Source organism: Flocculibacter collagenilyticus (assembly GCF_016469335.1).
In the GTDB taxonomy this organism is placed as follows: Bacteria; Pseudomonadota; Gammaproteobacteria; order Enterobacterales; family Alteromonadaceae; genus Flocculibacter; species Flocculibacter collagenilyticus.
In genome coordinates this window covers 1,896,895-1,918,757 of record NZ_CP059888.1, presented here as the reverse complement: position 1 = coordinate 1,918,757, position 21,863 = coordinate 1,896,895, and the positions used below count along the sequence as shown (strand labels likewise).

Below are 21,863 nucleotides of genomic sequence, written 5' to 3'. Positions count from 1 at the left end.
TAAACTCGTTTCATTAGTTACGAACCAAACTGCATTTTATGAAGGGCGCTATAAATACCATCTTTTGCTAATAATTCGATGTGCGTGCCTTGTTCAGCAACTTGGCCTTGCTCAATCACTAAAATTTGGTCTGCTGACTCAATAGTAGATAAGCGATGTGCAATAACGATACAAGTTCGATCTTTCATTAACTCATTTAGTGCATCTTGAATGATACGCTCAGATTCAGTATCTAGTGCTGATGTTGCTTCATCTAAAATAAGAATAGGAGAATTTCTCAGCAATGCTCTGGCAATGGCTAAGCGCTGGCGTTGACCACCAGAAAGCATAACGCCATTTTCCCCTACTTCAGAGTTTAAACCTTCGGGCAACTGCTCTACAAACTCCATTACATGTGCTTTTGTTGCTGCGTCTACAACTTGCTCTCTACTTACTTCACCTTCCATTCCATAAGCAATGTTGTTCGCGATGGTGTCGTTAAATAACACAACTTGTTGTGATACCACCGCAATGTTTTTGCGCAATGAACTTAGCGTGTAGTGGTCAATAGGTTGATCGTTAATGGTGATCATACCTTGTTGAATGTCGTAGTAACGTGGTAATAAATTTGAAATCGTTGACTTACCTGATCCTGAGCGCCCAACAAGAGCCAATGTTTGCCCTTTTTTCAACGTTAAATTTAAGTTTTTAAGCACCGCAGTTTCACTTGTCGGGTAAGTGAAGCTGACATCTTTAAACTGAATGTCAGACTCAATAACAGCAAGTGCTTTTGTACCTGTGTCTTTTTCAATATCCTGAGACAATACTTCGAAAACACTTGTTGTTGCCGCCATGCCTTTTTGAAATTCACTATTAACGTTAGTGAGCTGCTTTAAAGGGCGCAACAACATCATCATTGCGCCAATGATCACCATAAACTTACCCGGTGTTAATGTATCTAGCATTGATGGAAAACTCGCAATATAAAGCACTGTTGCTAAAGCGAACGAAGCTATTATTTGAATGGCTGACACACTTAACGACGTGGTTGCTGCAAGTTTTATCTTTTGTTGGCGGTTACTGTTATTGATTTCGTAAAAGCGCTTAGATTCGAGTTCTTGCCCGCCAAAACCAAGTATGACCTTATGGCCAACCAGCATTTGTTCAGCGCCCTTGGTGACATTACCCATTGAATTTTGAATATTTCGACTGATTGACCTAAAACGTTTTGAAACGTAAGAAACGATAATGGCAATCAACGGAGTAATAATTAAAAATATTAACGATAGGCGCCAGCTTTCATAAAACATCAGCCCTAATAAGCCAATAACAAAAGCACCTTCACGCACCAATACTAATAAAGACTTACTGGTAGCCTGTTGAATTTGCTCGGTGTCGTAAGTGACTTTTGAAATTAAATCGCCAGTGCTGTTTTGATCGTGAAATGAAACTGGCAGATTGATCAGCTGATTAAATAACCGCTGTCTTATATCGCGCACCACATTAGAGCCAACCCAGCTCAGTGCATACATTGAAATAAAGTTAAATAAACCACGTAAAATAAAGATAGCGACAACAACAATAGGTGCCCACGTTAGAACGGTGGTGTCTTTGTTGGTAATTCCTTTATCGATAAAAGGCTTCAATTGCGAGATAAAAAAGGTGTCGATACCTGCGTAAAATAGCATGCTAATAACTGCAACAATAAATCCCAATTTATAATTTACTATGTACGGAAGTAGCTGTTTGAAAGGAGAGGTATTATTACTCATAGAAAACGCCTAATGAAATTCAGCGCGTATTGTATCCCGTATGTTTATATTCCTTCAACTTAAACATATTGTTACCCTTAGAAAGTTCACGCGATCTCATCTTAATGCTCTGTAGATATCGCTAATTCTTTATCACTAAAATGAGCCTGTATGTGTCCATGTTCAGCAGAGTTGAACTGCTTTACGTTGCGTAAATTATATCGTTTAATAACCTCCTTTGAGGGTAAACCATAATGATTATTGAACTTTACTGCGTGTACAACAAACGAAGGGCTTACCGCTCGAATGAATGGCAAAGAGGATGCTTTTTTACTGCCATGAGAAGGTGATATCAACAAATCTGCTCTCATATCAACACCTTGCTTAATTAGTACTAACTCTTCTGATTTATTGATGTCAGAAGCAAACATAACGCCTTGGTTTTGTTCATCAGTTACTTTAATAACACATACGGATACGTCACTGGTTATTTCATCGCTGTATTTCTGTAACCGATAAATAGGAAATAAAACGACTTTTAACCCTCTCCAATTTATTCGCTGATTTGTACACTTATGCGCATTTATGGTTGAATTTTCTGGAGCAACAATTAATTCTGGCTGGTATTTCTGAATAAAATTGTGATAGTCGCCCAGGTGAAATTGATCGTATTTGGTTAAAAATATACCTTCAATACGTACATCCTGTTGAGAAATAAATGTGTCTATATAAAATTTTGCTCGGTTGTTACCTAAATCTACCATCAAACCATGACCATTCTTGTGAATTAATGCAGCATTGCCATGACCAACATCGAACACCTCAACAAACCAACTTGTTTTATTTGTATTGGAAGTAAACCCAACAACCGCACTTAATAATGGCAATAACAGTAGAAACCTTAAGGGCGTTTGCTTAAGTAAATAAAACCCATAGGACAAGAAGCAAAAAGCGATAACTAACCAAAAACCGTTTGAGTGCGGTAGCGATAGAAAATGTGTAACCGGTTCACCATACTTCAATACTGAAAATACAAATTGCAAAATTGTGTCAGATAATTCAAAACAATATTGCGCGAAGGTATCGCAGTTGATGATTAATGCACCAAGGCCCACAATAATTGCAGGCATAACTAATAAACTTACTATTGGTACCGCAAATAAATTGGTAACTAGTGAAAAAACGCTGTATTTGCCAAAAAACAACACGCTAACAGGTAGCATGACAATCAACAAAATCACCTGCAATTTAAATAATTTAAACAGCGCATTTGTACGATTAACAGTTGGGAATAACCAAAAACTGAACAAGATAGTAAATACAGCAATGAATGACAGCCAAAAACTGTTTGAGTAAATACTAAATGGAAACACAATAATTATGATCAGAAAAATGCTGGTTAATGTGTCCCTAACCCCCAACCTCTTGCCAATTACCACAATTAAGCAATAGAGGCCCAGCGCACATATTGCTCTTATAGTGGGATAAGAAAAGCCTGATAGCCATGCAAATCCCACCGAGCACATGAATCCGCAAAACATAGGGATAAACCTGATTGTAGATTTGTACTTTACTGAAACGGGCAGAAAAAAATAAACAAAAGGAATCACGGTAAATTTTACCGTTAAACTAGCAAATAAAAACACTAAACCAATATGTAGGCCAGAAATAGCTAATAAATGGGCGAGCCCTGAATCGGCGATTAAGTTTTTAGTGTCGTCATTAATAAAATGCTTAACACCTAAACCAAGGGCAAGCAGAATACCTTGATTTTCTAACGCTGAAGTAGTCGCAATCGTTTTTTTCACTATCCGACTTCTAAGATTATCATTGGTGTGGTGGTGTAAAATGTTTTGCGGCTTAACAGTAGAAGTCAATAAAACATTTTGTGACTTAAAGTAAGTCATCCTAGAGTGTGAACGAGAAGACGGATCTGCAGCAAGCGATCGTAATTTTCCCCTGTACACCAATGTGTCGCCTAAATTTATGGCAAATGGTGCATTAAATACAGTAACTTTTACTTTAGGAAGGGTAATGCTAAATTGAGATGTGTTTTTTGGTGACTTTAACCCGCCAATAAAAGTTAACGTGCCCTTGTTATATTTTGGAATGCTCAAAACGCTAACAGTCATATTTTGAGCATGGTTATTTATATAGCTAGTTGCTGAATGTTGAACGAGATTAGTATTGAAAAAACACCATAGCAATCCTATAACTACATTAGTTATTAATGCTGCTGGTAAGCGGCATTTAAAATTTGCTTTAAACAGCACCGCATTAATCCCAAATATACCAATCAATAGCGTGATTAATTCAAAAAAAGGTGGCACATTGTTTAAAAATAGTGACAATATGCAACCTGTTACTAAAGCAGTTTGCCAAAATTTCATTACATACGCTTAATTTAGAAGTGAGTTATGCCAAAGAATTTGATTAAGAAGTACATGCCTGATCATGAAAGCATCAAGAAAAATAAAGCATTAAGCGTTTTTGGTGAATTGTTACATGATGCAAATTTATGGCATTTAAATAGGCGTTCAGCCCGTGGTGCATTTGCGGTAGGTTTGTTTTTTGCGTTCATCCCTGTTCCTTTTCAAATGGTATTAGCCGCTGCACTGGCCATTCCATTACGTGTCAATCTTCCATTATCTGTTGCATTGGTGTGGATCACTAACCCATTAACCATGCCACCTATTTTTTATGTTGCCTATAGAGTAGGCTCTTTTGTGCTAGACGAACCCTATCGACACTTTACCTTTGAACCCACATGGGAATGGGTGGTAAACAGTCTATCAACGATTGGCCCTTCATTTCTACTAGGATGTGTAGTTTGTGGCTTAATTTTTGGTGCCATTGGATTTTTTGGTATTAATTATTTATGGCGCTATTCAGTGGCTCAAGCTTGGAAAAAGCGTAAACAAGCAGCTTAATTGATGGGGCTGCTTTTTAGCAGCTTCTTTGTTTGCTTTAATATCTCTTAGTCAGCTTCATATTATCAACTCTCCATACCAATCTTAAACAAAGCCTAAACAAAGCTACTCCTTTCTTTTATCCCTTTTCTCAACGTAAAAATAAGCCAAGCTGATTATTACTTTGTACTAAGCAGGTTTTGCATTTTGGCACTCTTTTGAATTTCTTCGCACAACTGAGCGATCGCCATTTACACGCTTATTCATTTATAAACTACTGAACAACTTATAAACAAGCACAAAAAAGGAGAGCAATTGCTCTCCTTTAATATGAGGTGTCTGTATTTTTTAAATCGTTATGCAGAGCGACGTTGTAATAGTAACAAGCCTAAGCCAAGCATAATTAGTAACGCACTCATTGGTTCTGGAATGCTATTATTTGGAGAAGTATTAGTTGTAGAAGCCTTAAAGCCACTTAGCTTAAAGCCATCATTACCTGAACTCCAATTGTCGTTTCTGAATACATTATTATATGCGCCTACTAACCAGTATTGAGATTCAATACCAACCGTATCGTTTGCTATAGAATAATAGCTGTTAGTTAATTGATATGAACCAACTGAAGTCCACAGATTTGCTACGTCAGCCCATGTATCAGAGTTTGATGCAGAAAAGTTTGGCGTTCCACTATCTAAATATAGTACTGAAGCGTCTGAATCGTCCCATTTCCAACCAATATCAATATCAGTTAGTGAAACCGCTTCTGAGAAACTAAGTAGAACATAATCCCAGTCATTACAGTCTTTTCCGCCTTGATCACAAGAATACGTAGCGTTATCTACTGCATGGCCTGGATAATCGTTTCGGCCTTCATCGTACAGACCAACAACACCCCAACCATTATTACCCCATTTGTATAACTGGCCTTGTGCAATTCTACCGTCGTTTGGGTTAACAGTATCTGACCAACCAGTCATGGTCATTGTAATGCTATCAGCATTATTAGTGTCTACATATTGAACACTAGAATAGCCAACGCCACTACTTGTAGCATTGCCATTGGAATCACTTCCAAGTAAATCCCATTCCCATGTTTGCGTATCTGCTTGAACAGAAGGAATAGCTAATGCGGCTAACACCGCTAAAATCTTTTTCATAACAACACCCCATATCCTACTTACCACTTGAGAAAAACTATTTCTCAAACAACTAATTATGTACTTTCTATTATGACTTCCTGTCTTCAGCAATTTTTAAGCCAATACAATAAACTTTAAATTTATCATTAAATTAGCTTCAGTTTAAAACACATAAACTAAAACACTGTAAATTTAGCTGACACAGACTCGCTTATTATATTCCAAATTGCTTTATTTTTAAACACTTAATTATCATCAGAAAGACAGCAACTTTATATTGTGAGGTACTTTATTTATAAAGTCGTCGAAATCTTCGGCCAGCCTTTCACTTTCACTCAGAACTGTTCTCCAAAACTTAAGGCGGGTATTAGCATCAAGCGCAGTAAAGTCTTTACGATCAGGGATTTTGCTATACGGTAATGCACGAATAAACCCTTCGCTTGGAGCTAGCATAACTGTGTTGTTATAGTGGGCAATATCTGGTTTTCTTTTTAAATGTTTATCAAACCATCCCGCTTTGGGTTGATTATTAAAATGCGGATAAAGAATTAAGTCATTAGTACGTTTTTCAGCCGCACTATCCGACAATGAAAAATCAAAATGGTAATCAATAATGCCACCATCTCGATACATGCCTATTGGCGCATCTGGAATATTTGGCACGCCTTTCAATACCAAAGGAATCGATCCAGACGCCAGTAATGCCTGTTTTAAATTGGAGTTGGTTAAATTTATGTATGCAGTAGGTATTTGAGTATGGTCAAGCACGTTTACTTGGCTGCTTTGCTGTTTGAACACAACTCGTTCGTACTGCTTTGCTAATTTTCCCCGATTAATAGCGTTGTTGGCAAAGCTTTTAAATAAACCAAGGCTTTGCAATATTTTATTTTCAGAGGCAACAATACCCTTTGTGCGTGCAACAATAAAATGTGCTTTTACTCTGTCATTATTAACAATTTCGCTTACACCATTCGACCCCAACACAGCATCAAGGAGTTCAACAGCCATTCTCGTAATTTCTTCTGCTGTCGGCTTTGCAGAATAAACTGTTTCTGAATATAGTTTTGCTAATGTTTCGATTGCTTGAACAGGGTTATTTTGAGCAAAACAAGCGAAGCGAAAAGCACCGGCAGAAGAACCAATCGCATTAACGGTATGTGTACTACTTTTAAAAAATTCACCAAAAATGTATTTGTCTAGACCAAATAAAGTAAACCACTTTGGCCCGCCGCTTGCGCCTAGTAGATATTTAAACATAGAAGGTGAAAAGCCCTCTTCTTCAATAATTTTTTTAGCGGTTGGGCCTGCATAAATTTCTAAAGACTTCATGTATTTATTTTCATTGTTTTAGTAAAAGGGGAACGTGGCATGAACTGTGTTGGTTGAATATGGCAGTGTTCAAAATAGCGAGTGTCTTTATATGGCAATTTCATATAGCCAGAAACGCCCTCACCCTCTATTTGATGCACGCATTCAATAATTTTCTGTAAACATTGTTTAAACATTTCTTCCTGCTCCACATCAAGCAACTTATAGTAATTATGGATTTTTAAATGTTTAGGTAGCACTTCAAATATAATGCAGCCTGTATGGTGGATTGAGTTTAAGCGCTCAATTTGTTGCATAATAGAATAAGGTAAAATTAGCTTTTCGTCGGGGTCTTGTCCGTCTTCAAAATAGGAGTGAAGCTTTTCTTCTTCCTCAAGCACACTGCTTATAGGAGAAATATCGTACGGTATTTGTACATCTTCGGCAGGATGAAACCGTTCTAAATAGCTATCACGCTCAACGTGAATCGTATCTTTTACGTTAAATAAACAACACTTAAAAATACCAACCCGATGAATTGCCCGAGCAAGCATAATCACATTATTCACTGCATCACAAAACGCAGGTTTAACTGTTTCATCAAATAAATTCAAACTGGAATCAATAAAAACACCTTGTTTCTCCCATCTGACCACTATACCTCCGACTACAGGGTATTTTGCAAGACGGCTAATTGATGCAATAAACGCCTTTTCAGTGTCTCCCATGCCACTAAGGTAGTTTTTATAATAGCGATCAAGTTGGGCATCGTTAACAGATTGCAGGCTATCACCCTGCTCTTCTTCACGGAGAAAAGATTTACGCGAGCTATACACAACAGATTCAATGTCTTTATCAAAACTTGATGTCCAAATAGGAATATCGGCCTTCGTTGTTACCACTTTATTGCTAGGAAAAACATGATGTTTCATAAAGTGAATATTACGAATAAAGTAATCTCCAGCAGCTTTTTTTATCTTCCTGTCGGAACTCAACATACCATCAATCATTAACGCAAATTCTTTTGGTAGGCCCAGCGATGCTGCCGGAATAGCATATACACCGAAACGGCAAGACTGTGCAGAAGCTAATGCATATAGCGTACTCGCCACACCTTGCTCATCAAATCTTGGAGATGATAACTCACCACTTAGTTGTTCTTCGCCAATAAAGTACACATCTCCTAATCGTGCATTGGTTTGCTGTAGGTCGCTCGACATTAAGTCCATCACGTTATTAACAATATAATGCCCATTTTCATCTAGTTGAGCATATACAGAAGAACCCCAATCTATTAACGACAGTTTTCTAGTGTTATCATCATACGTTAAGTTTGAAGGTTTAATATCACCATGAACAATCGGACGTTTTATACCAAGCTCTTTCCTGCTCCTTAACTCCTTTAATATTTCTGCAAGTTGAATCGCAATATCAACTAACATCTTTATCGGCAGCTTACCTAACTTAAGTGACCATTGCTCCAAGTCAGCACCTAGTCCTCGCTCCATCACCAAAATACCCTGTTTTTTTCGCACAGAATATTCAATAAACCCAGGGACATTTGGGTGTTTAACCCGATCTAGCATCATTGCTTCTTCTTCAAGATGCTCACGAATGTGCAGTGGCAAAGTTATGCGTGAAAATTTAAATACAAATTCTTTATCGTCAGCAGTAAAACCAGAAAACGCAAAACCGTACGCCCCTTTTCCAAGCAAAGTAATATTGCTATACCCCAGTTTTTGAAGCTGTTTAATACATAGCTCAATCCACTTTTTATGCTTTTTAGCGTCATTCGCGCTTAGAAGATAAATGGATTGATCTTCTGAAATATAAAAATTTTTAATGCTATTAGTGGGCATAAATGAGTTCGTATTGAGCGTGAGCATGTTGATAAATAAGAAAGTGCTTAGTGTTATGACTTTATTGCAATAACACAAGTGCGAAAGTGATAATTTTAAGCCATTCGTCATAAAAAAGTGGGAATAGTTAAAATGTATAAAGCTCCTTTCGCTAACTTGTGTTCAATAAATATACTGAATATATTTTTAACATTTGATGCGGCCTGAATGTAACATGGAGGCAGAAAAGCAAGTCATGGATTGCATTTAATAGCGCGTTCGTTATACGTTGTTATCACTTACTCATGTAATACTTGCATTCTTAGATATGCGTTTTATTTTGAAGATAAACTCATGACTTTTTCAACTGAAACTTGTTCATCTGCGCCTATTATAAGCCTAAGAGTATTTTACAATTCATGTTCTTTTAGGTGTGCAATTAGAGCCTTTTCAGAAACCAACACCCTTTCAAACTCAATCTTATATATTTAGTTAAAAGCCACCGTATCGTTGGTAATAATATCCCGCACAGGCAGTCAAGATTTAAATTTCACATACTACCGAAAAACTATTCGTCGAAGTTCAAAGCCATAGTTAGAATTATGACCTTCAGCAATAACTTTCTGGTTGTTATAAATGGATGCAAAGTCGTCCTTATTTATTATTTTATGAGTACCCGAGCTGAACTCTTTAAACACAACATGCCCATAATACCTCTTTTATTGCTATTTTGACATTTCCTAATGTACCAGCCGAGTCACTATTTTCCCCAGCAAAAATTTTAAAAATAGTATCTAATTCAGTATTGACACTCTGTTCGTCAAATAACCCTTCACATGGGTCATTCAAATATTTTCTAGTAGAGGCCCAAAAGTAATTCTCAGAGAGTGTTTCTAAATCCCTCTCAAATTCAACAATAGCGAGTTATTAGACGCCCGACTGACCATCTCTTAACCTCTTTTCAAATTGGGCCTGGAGAGCTTTAACTTTCTCTGGTTCTGCCACTCTTGTACGTTCAAATAGAGGATCTATAAGGGGATTATTATTGGAAAACACATATTCACTTTGAATAAGTTTATCCATTTGCTTTATCGCCTCATCGTGCTCATCGCTTAGCGCACATGCAAGCGCGTAGTTGAGCCTGACAACCCCAGCCTCAGGATACCGTTCAAGTAGATCACGTAAAATAGGCAGAGCCTGATTTACTTTCTCGTCCAGCCGAGTGGTTATTAGCGCCAGAGCCTTAAGATTAAGTAATTCAAGATGATCTGGCCTTCTCTCAAGAAGTTCATCATATAACTTGACGGCTTGACTATAACGGCCAGCTCGAAGAAGTAAGTATGCGATATTTCGGAGCATTTCTTCGTTCCACCGTTCCCGCTCCACCTCTTCCGAGTATTTGAAAGCAAATGCAGCAAGCTTTTCAACCTGAGGTGCGGTAATAATGCTGGTAATCGCGTCGATGCGCTCGGTTCGAGAGAGCATATCTATTAGCGTTTCAGCTAACAAAATATATGACTGCAATGTCTCTTTTCTGTCTCTGAATTCGAAGCTTGAACCGGCGACTTTGAAGTTCGCAATTGACGCAATCAAACTCCCAAGTTCTTTGCGAAAAACGCCGACAACGCCAGCGATAACCAAGATCCAAAACACATTGCTTGTTAGTTGCATAAGAACCACGTCGTTCATTTATTCTCCTTTTGTCCGAGAGCGCCAACGCCCCAATAGCGGGCGACTTTTCGCTGGCTAAAATTAGTGACGCAGCCAACGAGTAAGCGTCCAGCGTGTTAATTGGTTTGTTAGCTTTCGATTTCCAAAAGCTTTAACTTGTCTGAGGGCTTTTGCACTTTATTATACCAATTGTGGATACCGAATATTGTAACTACTATTCCGACAAAAAAACCAATGAGTAATAAATAAAATGCTCTTTCCTTTCGTTTATTTAGCAAGTTCAGATATTCAGCTTCAACGACATGAGCAGATATCTTTTTGTGTAAGTCATCCGTTCGGCTGACAAAGTGATTAAACTTTTCTTTAAAAGGGTTTCGACTCTGTGCTTTAAGTAAAAGCTTCAATTTTCTAACAACGTATTCTATCTTTTCGAAGTTACGTTTTTCAGCAATCAACGCTTCATCGTATGCTGACTCCTTTGAGTCGTAGTAAGTCAGACTAGAGGCAATCAGAGACAAACCCAAAAGAGTACAAAATATATAAAAGTTACCTTGTGCAATACTTCCTACATTCAAATTAATCTCCCCAAAATAGCTAACGGCCGCATAAAATGCGGATAATGCTTGGCTATAATTAGCGAAAAATGGGCGTCAGCCAATGTAGCGCAACGAACATGTGGTAAAGTTTGCGCAGCAAACCGCATGCATGTGGAGCGTAATTGGCTCCCGTGAGCCGTTTTCTGATGCCTATATGTCAGCATCAGCTTCTCTCTCTTCTCTTTTGTTGTGCAATTCATTAACAAAAAGAACATTGCTGTATATTACGTAGAATATTGATTCCATCTGAAGAATGCTTAAAACAATGACTAAAGAAATTGCGCCTTGCTTGCAAAGAATGGCGAGATCAATGGGCAAATTAAAGCCGGAAAAAATAACCTTTACTAAAAACAATAGCATTACAGCAAGAACAACTAGTGCAGACCTCATAACGCTTCCAACTAGCCCTTCTAGTCGGCGGGTTTCTGCGAGCGTTTCAGTAAAATCTGCATGCTCGACTTTGTTTGGCTCAGCTATTCTTTGGAGAGCATTAGGATAAATGAACGCTATCCATATTCCCATGAGGGTAAAGACCATACTAGATATGGCTAAAAGGATGTTTAAATAATCTTTAAAATCAGAATATTCAAAATCAAACTTTAATATTTTAAACAAACCAAAGAGTAGGAAAAAGCCAAACACATAAGCTATCAGTCTATATTTCACATCATCCTCCAGTCGAGCTTTTTTCCGCTTCAATTCGATTCGCCCGACAAATAGGAAAAATGTATCGCTCCCTATTCTTTTCAATTTCTTTACAAAGAGATTCTCCGGTAAAAATACCTTCTGGCTTGTTAACTACAGCTATGGTGTCTTTCAATCTGTACCTGTCAACCCAAGTAATCCCACTATCCGTTGCAAAACCAACGTTATCCCAATCACTTGATTTCCTGTTTTCGATCGCATTTTTTTCAATTATATCTTTGATCTGTTTAACGTTTGGCTTCGCTTCGGCCTTGACTTCGACACGTCTTTTCTTTGCTTTTGGTTTAGGAGGAATTAATGGTATAAAATCGGAAAATATTTTGACCCACTCTTCTCGTTCATCTTTTGTGTCAACAAGGATTGTCTCTCGGCGAACAATATGTGTAACACTGTTTGCTAGTTTCTGAAGTTCTGAGTTTGATGTTTCCATGCTCTTGAGGCTCATGTTAAACCTATACATGAACATGTTACCCTTCTCATCCTTATGTGATATTCGTACGTATCCGTTTTCAGTATATTCTTTTTTTCTATCTTTATGTTTTACCCTATTATTTATGCACGCCCTTACATAATCTTCAAAGAGTTGCGCATCACATACCGAATGATCAAATTTTATTGAAATGATTGAATTATGCCTTGGTATTATCCAGTAATAGCATGGCCTACCCCAAACTACTTTCTTGCCCCTGTATTGATTTGTGTACTTAACAACCTCACCTTTTCCTGTGGCACTATCTTCTTGCGCGCCAAGCAATGTGCCTGCACTGTCTGTGTCAGACTTCCATAGAACTAAGAAGAAATCACCAGTATTTGTGTCTTTGTATATATCCTTGCAGTAGCACTTAGGCTTATTCCTGTTCTCTGCAGTCGAGTCCCAGGGAATGGTTAAAGCCAGTGGTCTGCCATCAACCCATTCTTTAATGAGATCGAATGTTTCGTTGAGTCCACATCCATTGATATCTTCTTTTCCCACTTTATAGAGTCCACATTGATCTACGTTAAAAAAATTCATGTGTCCTGTGTCTGGCATTTTTAATCCTTCTACTTTACTAATTTTAGTTTATCCATTACCAAGGGCATAAACATGGGATTACAATCGCGTAGTGACCCCATGTTTTTGTCCCGTTTAAATTTTTGTTATATCGCATTTATAGTGTTGGCCTAGCGAATTCAAGCGATTTACTTTCTTGAACACCCGACAACTGTGACCTTAGTTTTTCAGCAGTTTCTAAGGCATCTGAATAAACGTTTTTATCCACTCATCCAGCTCGTCGTATTTTTTGCAACCATGAAAATACTCATACCAACCTAAAGCTTTTACATCATCTTTATGCTTGTAAGCAGGATCTGAATAAGCAAACCCTAAATGCCTTGTAGCTTCAAAGTCTCTCTTTTTACTGCTTCATTCCAATTTTTCACGGCTAAATCTTTATTCTCCTTTACACCTAATCCTTGGTAATAAAGAAAAGTTAAGGTGCTTAGTGCTATTGCCTTTAACGAATCATCACCTTCAAACTGACTCTGCTTTAGTTGCGTATTCCCAATGCACAGCTGCATCAGAGTAGACCTGATTACGATAAGCTTGAGTTCCCATGTAGAACTGTCATTCAATATCCGTATATTCAAGTTCTTCCCAATACTTAATGTTGCACTTTTCAGCGAAAACAGAACTTGTCATTAGGAGAGTGAGAGATAGGACGATTAATTTACACATCTGAATTTCCATGCGATATGACAATTTATTGGATCCCATTTTAGTGTGTTTAAACACCCAAAAGTGGTAAATAATATTCAAATGCGTTTTTACCACGGCTATAGTCTATATGCAATAAGCGCTCTGGGGTTGTGTGTTTTTCACACGTTGAGAAAAGACATTTTGTCTTATATCTGCTGTTATTGGACAGTGCCTTAACATTGAGTATAAAAACAGATTTTTGATTCTTCAATTTAAAATTATTAAATCGTAGAACAGAATGGATGATAGAACGATTTTCAGCCTATAAACTGAATTATTTGAGATATTACAATCGTGGTGTAATCAGGAATGACGAAGCTGTAGATTGTGTGTATAAAAAAGGCAATGGTACACATTGCCTTTACAGAAGTATCAGTATGATGAGCTGAAAGCTACACCATAGCTACTAACATTGACGCAGGATCTTCTAGGTATGATTTCCATTCATTACAGAATCTTGCGATTGTACCGCCGTCAATAATACGGTGGTCACCAGACCAGCTTACTTGCATTATAAAGCGTGCTTCTACTTCGCCTTTGTCATTAAACCTTGGTAATTTTTGTAACTTACCTAACGCAACAATGGCGGATTCAGGTTTATTAATGATTGGCGTTGCAATTGTGCCGCCTAGTGCTCCAATGTTAGAGATACTAATGGTACCGCTTTTTAAATCATCAGGTGACACTCGGCCTTCACGCGCTGAGTTTGTTAAACGCGTTACGTCGTTAGCGATGTCTAGAATTGATTTATTCTGAACTTCTTTTACGTTTGGTACTAATAAACCTACTTTCGAGTCTACCGCCATACCAATATTATGATCGTCATAATACGTAATTTCTGTACAGTCTTCATTAACTTGGCTATTTACTACAGGATAAGATTTAAGCGCTAAACTCATGGCCTTCATAAAGAATGGCATCATGGTGAGTTTGATATCTTGTTTCGCGTACTTATCTTTAAGCTCACTTCGTAATGCGACTAAGTTGGTCATATCGATTTCATCACAATAAGTAAAGTGAGGAATTGTCGATACTGAAGCCATCATTTGTTTTGCCATGGCCGCTTTTACACCACGAATAGCTTCTGTGCGCACTGTTGAGGCTTTTGCATTTGGCTCTGTTTGCGAAGATGTTTGGCTAGTAGATGTTGAAGCCTGCGAACCGTTAATAAACGCGAGCACGTCTTCTTTATATACGCGACCGTTTTTACCCGTGCCATTTACCTGAGCTAAGTCGATATTGCGCTCGCGAGCTAAACGACGCACAGCAGGTGAAGCAACTGCTTTGCCTGTGCGAGCATTTGCTGAACTATCTACTGAATTATCTACTGAATTATCTACTGAATTATTTACTGAGCTGTTTGCTGCCGTGTTAGCAGCAGGCTTAGCTTCTGTGGTGTTGTTGCTTACTGCATGAGCTGCAGGTGCTTGTGCTGCATTGCCTGTTCCTGCGATTTCTATTGCAAATAGTGGCGAATGCACTTTAGCGATAGCACCTTTTGCATAGTGTAAGGCAACGACTTTACCAGAGTGCTTTGCTGGTATTTGTACTAGCGCTTTGTCGGTCATTACATCACAAACCGGTTGGTCTTCTTCGATGTCGTCACCTTCAGCCACTAACCAGTCAACAATTTCACACTCAACAATACCTTCGCCAATATCAGGCAAAATAAAATCTTCAACATGATTACTAGCCGCATTACTTGGCTGATGAGCAGCACTTGTAGCTGGATTTGGTGCCGATTCTGTTGGTGTATTAGCTGATGAGTTGCTTACTGCTGCGTCACTAGCTTGACCCGCTACTTCCATTTCAAACAGTGGCGCATGAACTTTAGCAATATCGCCTTTTTCGTAATAAAGCTTGGTTACTTTTCCTGAATACATTGCAGGTATTTGTACTAGTGCTTTATCGGTCATTACGTCTGCGACTGGTTGATCTTCTTCAATCACATCACCTTCGGCAATTAGCCATTCGACAACTTCACACTCAACAATGCCTTCACCAATATCTGGCAAAATAAAATCTTTAATCATGGCTGCGCTCCTAGAAATTTACAGAGCGAATAATCGCTTCATAGGTTTTAAGGTGATCAGGCATGTATTCTTTCTCGTGCGCTAATGGGAATGGTGTGTCTAAGCCACATACACGCGCAATAGGAGACTCTAAGTACAAGAAGCATTCTTCTTGAATCGTGGCGGCAATTTCACCACCAAAACCACTGGTTAATGGTGCTTCGTGGTTAATTAATAGTCTTCCTGTTTTAGTAACTGATTTAGCTACCGTTTCTACATCCCACGGTACAATTGAACGCAAATCAATTAGCTCACAGCTGATACCGTCTTTTTCGGCCATTTCAGCGGCTTTTTCAATTGCTTCAAACTGGGCACCCCATGCTAATAAAGTAATATCAGCGCCTTCTTTTACTACTTCTGCTTTTCCTAGCGGGATTTCGTAATCTTCTTCTGGTACTTCGCCAGTAGAGGCGCGGTATAGTTTTTTCGGTTCAAAAAATACAACCGGATCTTTACTACGAATTGACGCAAGTAATAAGCCTTTAGCTTGGTATGGGTTACGCGGAACCGCTATTTTTAAACCCGGCGTATGTGAAAAGTATGCTTCTGGCGATTGTGAATGATATAAACCGCCGGCAATACCACCACCGTATGGCGTACGGAATACTAAGTTACCTACATTAAATTCGTTACCTGAACGGTATCTAAATTTTGCTGTTTCGTTGACGATTTGGTCAAACGCGGGAAAAATATAATCAGCAAATTGAATTTCAGCAATAGGTATTGAACCTTGTGCCGCTAAGCCATTCGCAAAACCGGCAATACCTTGTTCCGTTAATGGCGTATTAAACACACGTTCTTTGCCATATTTTTCCTGAAGGTTACTGGTTGCACGGAAAACGCCACCAAAGAAACCTACATCTTCACCAAAAATACAGGTACTGTCATTTTCTGCCATTGCAATATCAAGCGCATTATTAATCGCTTGTAGCATATTCATGGTCGCCATTACGAAATTCTCCCTGCTGTTACTGGATATGCGTCTGGGTATTTTTTAATGTGCTGCTTTGTGTCTTCAAGCTGCTTAACAAGGTGCGGTGTTGGTTCTTCATATACGTCTGTGATTAACTCATCAATAGCGGGTTTATCAATCACTTCTGCTTTTTTAACCGCATCTAAAATATCACCACGAAGTTGTTCAATGCGTTTTGCATCTTCCTCTTCGTTTAACCATCCTTGCTTAACTAACCATAAACGATAACGTTCAACAGGGTCGTTACTGCGGAATTTTTCTTCTTCTTCTTTTGAGCGATAACCTGAAGGGTCGTCTGAAGTAGAGTGAGCGCCTAAGCGATAAGCGATTGCTTCAATAAGTACTGGTTCATGGTCTTCCACAGCAATTCTGCGTGCTTCTTTGGTTGCTGCGTAAACTGCTAATAGGTCTGCACCATCTACGCGAATCGTTTTCATACCATAACCTACGCCGCGTGTTGCTATACCATCACCTTTGAATTGTTCATCAGCTGGGGTTGAAATAGCATAACCGTTATTGCGGCAGAAAAAGATAACTGGCGCTTTATGTACAGCGGCCATGTTTAAACCTGCATGAAAGTCACCTTCTGATGCAGCACCTTCACCAAAATAACAAATAGTACACTTACCCTCGCCTTTTAGCTTTTGACCATAGGCATAGCCAGTAGCTTGAGGAATTTGTGTTCCTAACGGTGAAGAAATAGTCATATAGTTCAATTCATTTGAGCCATAATGGATAGGCATTTGACGGCCTTTTCCTAAATCTTTTTCGTTTGAAAACATTTGGTTCATGAATTGGTCTAACGTAAATCCACGATAGTGTATCGCTGCATGTTCGCGATACTGACCCATTATCATATCTTCAAAGTCTAGGGCACCTGCACTTCCTGTTACTGCGGCTTCTTCGCCTAAGCATTGCATGTAAAAGCTAATGCGACCTTGGCGTTGTGCAGCAACCATTCTTTCATCTAATACACGGATGAACGACATGGTGTCATACATTTTTAGTGCTGTTTCTTTATCTAAGTCAGGAAGGGATGCACCTTTATGTAGCGTGCCGTCTTCTTTTAAGATACGTAGTGTAGGGATCGCTAACGCATTACCACTTACAAATTCAACAGTATGGTTGTCTGTAAGGGTTACGTTATTTGGATTTGTCATAACGTTCTCTTCTTTTTAAGTATTGTTATTTAACCTGTAGATTTGGCGATTGATACAGCCAAAAATTAATTTTTCTAAATTAGGGTGAAAACCTTTGCAGTATGTTTTCGTAGCCATAAGTTATATTGCCAATGATTCGAGTGCTTACATTATCGTTTGCACAATCAAAGTTGCGTTGCTCAAATGACGTCAATTACATGTATTTTAAGTTGGTTACAGCGTTTTGATGTAGGTATGCAACCCCTTCACCTCTACTCTGGGTCTTTACCTTTAGTAATCCCACTTTAAATACCATTGCATCTAAACAAAACTCATACTGCAAAGGTCAACACGCTCAGTACAAAAAATCGTACAATAAATTTCGCGCAAACTTTACGTTAACGTAAACGGCATTTCAAGTTTTAACGAATAGATATCTAATTGGTTTGACCATTTATTCTTTACAGCTGTACCGTAGATTTTACTATTTCAAGCAAGGTTGTTTGTTTATCAACCAAAAGCAATATTAAAGTGGTAGTTGTGTTGGTTTAGAGTCGTACCACTTTAATCATCAAGCTGACTTGGTTGGTTTAAACAACTTGGCCATCAACGCTAGTAGGTATAACCGTAAGCATTGCACGTTGACCAATGGCAACATTCGCATTTGGAAAAATAATGGCTTCACCTTCTTTTTCTACTGCAATTTCTTTGTCGCCATCTTTCGCCAGTACAAAGCCTACTGGAAAATCAGTAAAGTTTAATACGTCATCGGCGAAATTAAGTTCAAAAGATTCTGTCTCTCTGTTGATAGTTCGATACACTTCAAAAAGGTCGAACTGGCTTTCATCAAAAGCAGGCACATTTAATTCTTGAGCAGTAAGTAAGCAGCGTAACGCATTGTCGATTTGTTCAAATCGTGTCATATCGTTTTGCCCGAACGGCTTTACTTGGCCTAGTTCAATGGTAAACGAGTGTGCATTAAATAAACTTGAAGAAAAGTAACTAAAAGTGGTTGCAGGTGCCTGCATCAGCAATACGGTATTAACACCAGACGCTAATAAGAAATTAAATTGCGATTTATGCCACGGTTTACCATGTAAGAAAGGATATACGGCAAATTTTTCATTCTTTGAGCCACGAATAGCGGTATGTAGATCATAATGACAGCGTGATACAGGGTTAGGATTACGAGTAAAGAAACGCTCTACGTATTGCTCTAGCTTTTTAGCACGCACTCGCTCATCAGATTTGGCAGGCTCAGGTTTAGAATGTTCACCACTGAATAAGCGGTTTAAATTTTCTTCTACGAAGCGCTTTTCAATATTTATTGATGCAGGATTTCCGAAAATGAACATCGCGCGCTGACTTAAAGCAAGTTCACCAGAAATAATGTCCTTTATCATTTGATCGCAAATTTCGATTGGGGCAGTTTCGTTTCCGTGAATTGCACTAGACAGAATAATATCTGTGCCTTCAGGTTTTTTAGGTGTGAATACAATCACGCCTGTGTCCCATACTTCCACTTGCGTTTTATTTTTCAACGTGAAGTCAAAAGGCATCAGAGTCCATTCATTTTCTCTGGTAAGCGAAAGAAAATCACCCGACTCCATCAACTGCTCTATTCTATCCTGACTCATTTCATCCCCAATATTTCTTCAAGTTATTTTTTCTATAACGTCTATGCTGTTAACGTTATGTATTTAATTAAATGTGTATATATTTTAGACATAAAAAAAGGTTCCGTGCTTGGAACCTATTTATTCTTATTTACGTTAATCAGCTGCATCAAATACGTTTTGAATTAGGCGTTTAGCTTCTTGTTCAATTAGGCCAAGATGCGCGTCACTAATAAACGATTCAAGGTATATTTTGTAAACATTTTCAGTGCCAGACGGCCTTGCCGCAAACCAACCATTTTCAGTCACAACTTTTAAGCCACCAATACTGGCACCATTGCCAGAAGCATGTGTTTCAATAGACAAAATAGGCTCGCCAGCAAGTTCTTTGGCAGCAACATGTTCTGTTGATAATTGTTTTAATAAACGACGCTGACTAGTATTACAAGGAACATCAAGCCTGCGATACTTTGGTTGACCAAAATTATCAACTAGGTGCAGATAGTACTGTCCTGGATCTTGATGAGTGACCGCTAATATTTCTGCTGCTAGTAACGCTAAAATAATGCCGTCTTTATCTGTGGTCCAAACCTTGCCATTTTTACGTAAAAAGCTGGCACCGGCACTTTCTTCGCCCCCAAAGCCCAATTCGCTTTTGGCTAATCCATCCACAAACCATTTAAAGCCTACCGGGACTTCAGTGATATTGCGATTTAAAGAAGTTGCCACTTTATCAATCATGGCACTGGATACCAGTGTTTTACCAATGTTTAGGTTTGTTGGCCAGTTTCTATTTCGGTATAAGTAATCAATTGCCACCGCCAAATAGTGATTAGGGTTTAACAAACCAGCTGTGCGAGTAACAATACCATGACGATCAAAGTCAGGATCATTTGCCACCGCAATATCAAAGTCATCTTTTAAAGTAAGTAAATTAGCCATTGCATAAGGTGACGAACAATCCATTCGGATTTTTCCGTCTTTATCTAATGGCATGAATGCAAATGTAGGGTCGACCTTATCATTCACAATCGTAATACTTAGGCTGTATTTTTTTTGAATTGCTTTCCAAACTTCAATACCACTGCCGCCCATTGGATCTACGCCAATTGATATGTTTGCTTGTTTAATGGCATCTATATTAATTATATTTGCAAGGTCATTAACGTAAGCATCTACATAATCAATGGTTTCAACAAAACCAGAACGAATAGCGGCACTAAACGGCATGATTTCTACTGCAACTAAATCTTCTGCTAATAATTGGTTTGCACGATTTTCAATCCAATTTGTGATGTTAGTATCTGCCGGACCACCATTAGTGGCGTTGTATTTAAAGCCCCCATCTTGTGGTGGGTTATGCGAAGGAGTAACCACAATGCCGTCGGCTAAATCACCATTTGTTTGGCATTCATCGCTTTGGTTATAACTCAATATGGCATGAGAGATAAGTGGCGTTGGTGTAAAGCCATTATTTTCCTGAATTTTTACTTCAACCTGATTAGCAACTAATACTTCTAAAGCAGAATTGAATGCAGGCTCTGATAAGGCATGAGTATCTTTGCCTAAAAATAGCGGGCCTGTAATGTTATTCAGTTTTCTGTAATCACAAATGGCTTGAGTGATTGCAAGAATATGCGACTCGTTAAACGACACCGTTAACGAACTACCACGATGCCCTGATGTACCAAACGCAACGCGTTCGTTTTCATTTGCTTCTAGATCAGGCTCTAATAAATAATAAGCAGAAATTAACTGAGGAACGTTAATTAAGGCTTGATGGTCTGATAATTTACCTGCATTTTGATGAACGGACATCTAAAGCATTTCTCTAATTTTTTCAGCTTGTTCTTCAGAATAACCTAAGTGCGTTGCCACTTCGGTTAAAATCATTTTCTTTCTAGTCGTATTTGAATTGGTTAATACCCAAAACGGTGAGTTTGGAATTTGCTTCGGATTGGTACTGCTACCTGATGAGTTTAACTCTTCTTCTGTTTCAGCAAAATACAAACGATTACGGCCTTTAATGTCTAGTACAACATTGAAGCTGTCTTTATGCGCTCTATTCAACAACGACAAAATAAATAGAAAGCGACTAACAACGTTTTTTTGCATGTTTAAGTCTTCTTTATTTAAGAAGTCGAACACGTTGCTGTTAGCTTTCTTTTTCTTTGCTTTATTTGTATTTGACTGAGTGTCATTTGTATTGGTTGTTGCAGGCGTTGTGTCTGCTTGGGCATGCTCAAGCGTAGCAGGATTATTGGAAATTTCGTTTAACTGTACGTTATTTGTTCCCGTTGTGTTGGTTTGAGCTTCTATCAGTAATCTACGTAAAATGTCTGACGCACTCTCACCAATTTGTTCTGTTTTACTTGCTATGTATTGATAAATGTCGTCATCTATTTCTATTGTTTTCATGATTACTCTCTATA

The 21,863-nt window shown here is 38.4% G+C and carries 17 protein-coding genes; 1 reads left to right on the top strand and 16 read right to left on the bottom strand.

Translation table 11 applies throughout. The features are described from left to right. Positions 1-17: 17 nt before the first annotated feature. Positions 18-1,751 (bottom strand): lipid A export permease/ATP-binding protein MsbA, encoded by a 1,734-nt coding sequence (gene msbA / locus HUU81_RS08505; protein WP_199611814.1) that lies wholly within the window; start codon positions 1,749-1,751, stop codon positions 18-20. 101 nt (positions 1,752-1,852) lie between these two features. Beyond that, a complete protein-coding gene (locus tag HUU81_RS08500; RefSeq protein WP_199611809.1) occupies positions 1,853-4,120 on the bottom strand; it encodes a DNA internalization-related competence protein ComEC/Rec2 in 2,268 nt (755 codons plus the stop codon). Positions 4,121-4,147: 27 nt separating this feature from the next. Between HUU81_RS08500 and HUU81_RS08495 the strand changes: the two genes are divergently transcribed. After that, positions 4,148-4,660, top strand: coding sequence for a DUF2062 domain-containing protein (locus HUU81_RS08495; protein WP_199611807.1), 513 nt, complete (start codon positions 4,148-4,150; stop codon positions 4,658-4,660). Between the two features lie 335 nt (positions 4,661-4,995). Here the strand turns inward: HUU81_RS08495 and xdp1 are convergent, their stop codons facing one another. The 14 genes from xdp1 to seqA all read right to left on the bottom strand — a co-directional run bounded on the left by xdp1 (position 4,996) and on the right by seqA (position 21,849). Then, entirely contained in the window at positions 4,996-5,796 is an 801-nt protein-coding gene (gene xdp1 / locus HUU81_RS08490; protein WP_199611806.1) for an exosortase-dependent surface protein XDP1, read from the bottom strand. Positions 5,797-6,033: 237 nt separating this feature from the next. Then, a complete protein-coding gene (locus HUU81_RS08485) occupies positions 6,034-7,107 on the bottom strand; it encodes a patatin-like phospholipase family protein (protein ID WP_199611801.1) in 1,074 nt (357 codons plus the stop codon). Then, positions 7,104-8,945, bottom strand: a complete 1,842-nt coding sequence (locus HUU81_RS08480) for a protein kinase domain-containing protein (RefSeq protein WP_199611798.1) — start codon at positions 8,943-8,945, stop codon at positions 7,104-7,106. The genes HUU81_RS08485 and HUU81_RS08480 overlap by 4 nt, the downstream gene beginning before the upstream one ends. A 906-nt stretch (positions 8,946-9,851) precedes the next feature. After that, positions 9,852-10,613: a tetratricopeptide repeat protein gene (locus tag HUU81_RS08475; protein WP_199611794.1), complete on the bottom strand. Its 762-nt coding sequence runs from the start codon at positions 10,611-10,613 to the stop codon at positions 9,852-9,854. Between the two features lie 110 nt (positions 10,614-10,723). Further along, positions 10,724-11,170, bottom strand: coding sequence for a hypothetical protein (locus HUU81_RS08470; protein ID WP_199611792.1), 447 nt, complete (start codon positions 11,168-11,170; stop codon positions 10,724-10,726). 171 nt (positions 11,171-11,341) lie between these two features. Then, positions 11,342-11,857, bottom strand: coding sequence for a hypothetical protein (locus tag HUU81_RS08465; protein ID WP_199611790.1), 516 nt, complete (start codon positions 11,855-11,857; stop codon positions 11,342-11,344). Position 11,858: 1 nt separating this feature from the next. Further along, positions 11,859-12,926 (bottom strand): hypothetical protein, encoded by a 1,068-nt coding sequence (locus HUU81_RS08460; protein WP_199611788.1) that lies wholly within the window; start codon positions 12,924-12,926, stop codon positions 11,859-11,861. A 332-nt stretch (positions 12,927-13,258) separates the two neighbouring features. Further along, positions 13,259-13,453, bottom strand: coding sequence for a hypothetical protein (locus tag HUU81_RS08455; RefSeq protein ID WP_199611786.1), 195 nt, complete (start codon positions 13,451-13,453; stop codon positions 13,259-13,261). A gap of 570 nt (positions 13,454-14,023) precedes the next feature. Continuing rightward, positions 14,024-15,664: a dihydrolipoyllysine-residue acetyltransferase gene (locus HUU81_RS08450; protein ID WP_199611785.1), complete on the bottom strand. Its 1,641-nt coding sequence runs from the start codon at positions 15,662-15,664 to the stop codon at positions 14,024-14,026. A gap of 10 nt (positions 15,665-15,674) precedes the next feature. Continuing rightward, positions 15,675-16,652 carry an alpha-ketoacid dehydrogenase subunit beta gene (locus tag HUU81_RS08445; protein ID WP_199611784.1) on the bottom strand — a complete coding sequence of 326 codons (978 nt, stop codon included), beginning with the start codon at positions 16,650-16,652 and terminating at the stop codon, positions 15,675-15,677. Further along, a complete protein-coding gene (locus HUU81_RS08440) occupies positions 16,652-17,836 on the bottom strand; it encodes a thiamine pyrophosphate-dependent dehydrogenase E1 component subunit alpha (protein ID WP_199611778.1) in 1,185 nt (394 codons plus the stop codon). Before HUU81_RS08440 ends, HUU81_RS08445 begins: the two co-directional genes overlap by 1 nt. Before the next feature lie 569 nt (positions 17,837-18,405). Next, on the bottom strand, positions 18,406-19,452 hold the full coding sequence (gene astE / locus HUU81_RS08435; protein ID WP_199611777.1) for a succinylglutamate desuccinylase: 1,047 nt from the start codon (positions 19,450-19,452) through the stop codon (positions 18,406-18,408). 135 nt (positions 19,453-19,587) lie between these two features. Further along, positions 19,588-21,249 carry a phosphoglucomutase (alpha-D-glucose-1,6-bisphosphate-dependent) gene (pgm, locus tag HUU81_RS08430; protein WP_199611776.1) on the bottom strand — a complete coding sequence of 554 codons (1,662 nt, stop codon included), beginning with the start codon at positions 21,247-21,249 and terminating at the stop codon, positions 19,588-19,590. Further along, the gene (gene seqA, locus HUU81_RS08425; RefSeq protein WP_199611775.1) at positions 21,250-21,849 is read right to left on the bottom strand and encodes a replication initiation negative regulator SeqA; all 600 of its coding nucleotides are present in this window, start codon (positions 21,847-21,849) and stop codon (positions 21,250-21,252) included. Between the last annotated feature and the right edge of the window lie 14 nt (positions 21,850-21,863).

Bases quoted from the DNA above. Each gene is read 5' to 3' on its own strand.
- astE (WP_199611777.1), bottom strand. From the start codon at position 19,452: ATGAGTCAGGATAGAATAGAGCAGTTGATGGAGTCGGGTGATTTTCTT.
- HUU81_RS08485 (WP_199611801.1), bottom strand. From the start codon at position 7,107: ATGAAGTCTTTAGAAATTTATGCAGGCCCAACCGCTAAAAAAATTATT.
- pgm (WP_199611776.1), bottom strand. From the start codon at position 21,249: ATGTCCGTTCATCAAAATGCAGGTAAATTATCAGACCATCAAGCCTTA.
- xdp1 (WP_199611806.1), bottom strand. From the start codon at position 5,796: ATGAAAAAGATTTTAGCGGTGTTAGCCGCATTAGCTATTCCTTCTGTT.
- HUU81_RS08440 (WP_199611778.1), bottom strand. From the start codon at position 17,836: ATGACAAATCCAAATAACGTAACCCTTACAGACAACCATACTGTTGAA.
- HUU81_RS08495 (WP_199611807.1), top strand. From the start codon at position 4,148: ATGCCAAAGAATTTGATTAAGAAGTACATGCCTGATCATGAAAGCATC.
- HUU81_RS08455 (WP_199611786.1), bottom strand. From the start codon at position 13,453: ATGCAGCTGTGCATTGGGAATACGCAACTAAAGCAGAGTCAGTTTGAA.
- HUU81_RS08500 (WP_199611809.1), bottom strand. From the start codon at position 4,120: ATGAAATTTTGGCAAACTGCTTTAGTAACAGGTTGCATATTGTCACTA.
- msbA (WP_199611814.1), bottom strand. From the start codon at position 1,751: ATGAGTAATAATACCTCTCCTTTCAAACAGCTACTTCCGTACATAGTA.
- HUU81_RS08445 (WP_199611784.1), bottom strand. From the start codon at position 16,652: ATGGCGACCATGAATATGCTACAAGCGATTAATAATGCGCTTGATATT.
- seqA (WP_199611775.1), bottom strand. From the start codon at position 21,849: ATGAAAACAATAGAAATAGATGACGACATTTATCAATACATAGCAAGT.
- HUU81_RS08480 (WP_199611798.1), bottom strand. From the start codon at position 8,945: ATGCCCACTAATAGCATTAAAAATTTTTATATTTCAGAAGATCAATCC.
- HUU81_RS08450 (WP_199611785.1), bottom strand. From the start codon at position 15,664: ATGATTAAAGATTTTATTTTGCCAGATATTGGTGAAGGCATTGTTGAG.
- HUU81_RS08460 (WP_199611788.1), bottom strand. From the start codon at position 12,926: ATGCCAGACACAGGACACATGAATTTTTTTAACGTAGATCAATGTGGA.
- HUU81_RS08475 (WP_199611794.1), bottom strand. From the start codon at position 10,613: ATGAACGACGTGGTTCTTATGCAACTAACAAGCAATGTGTTTTGGATC.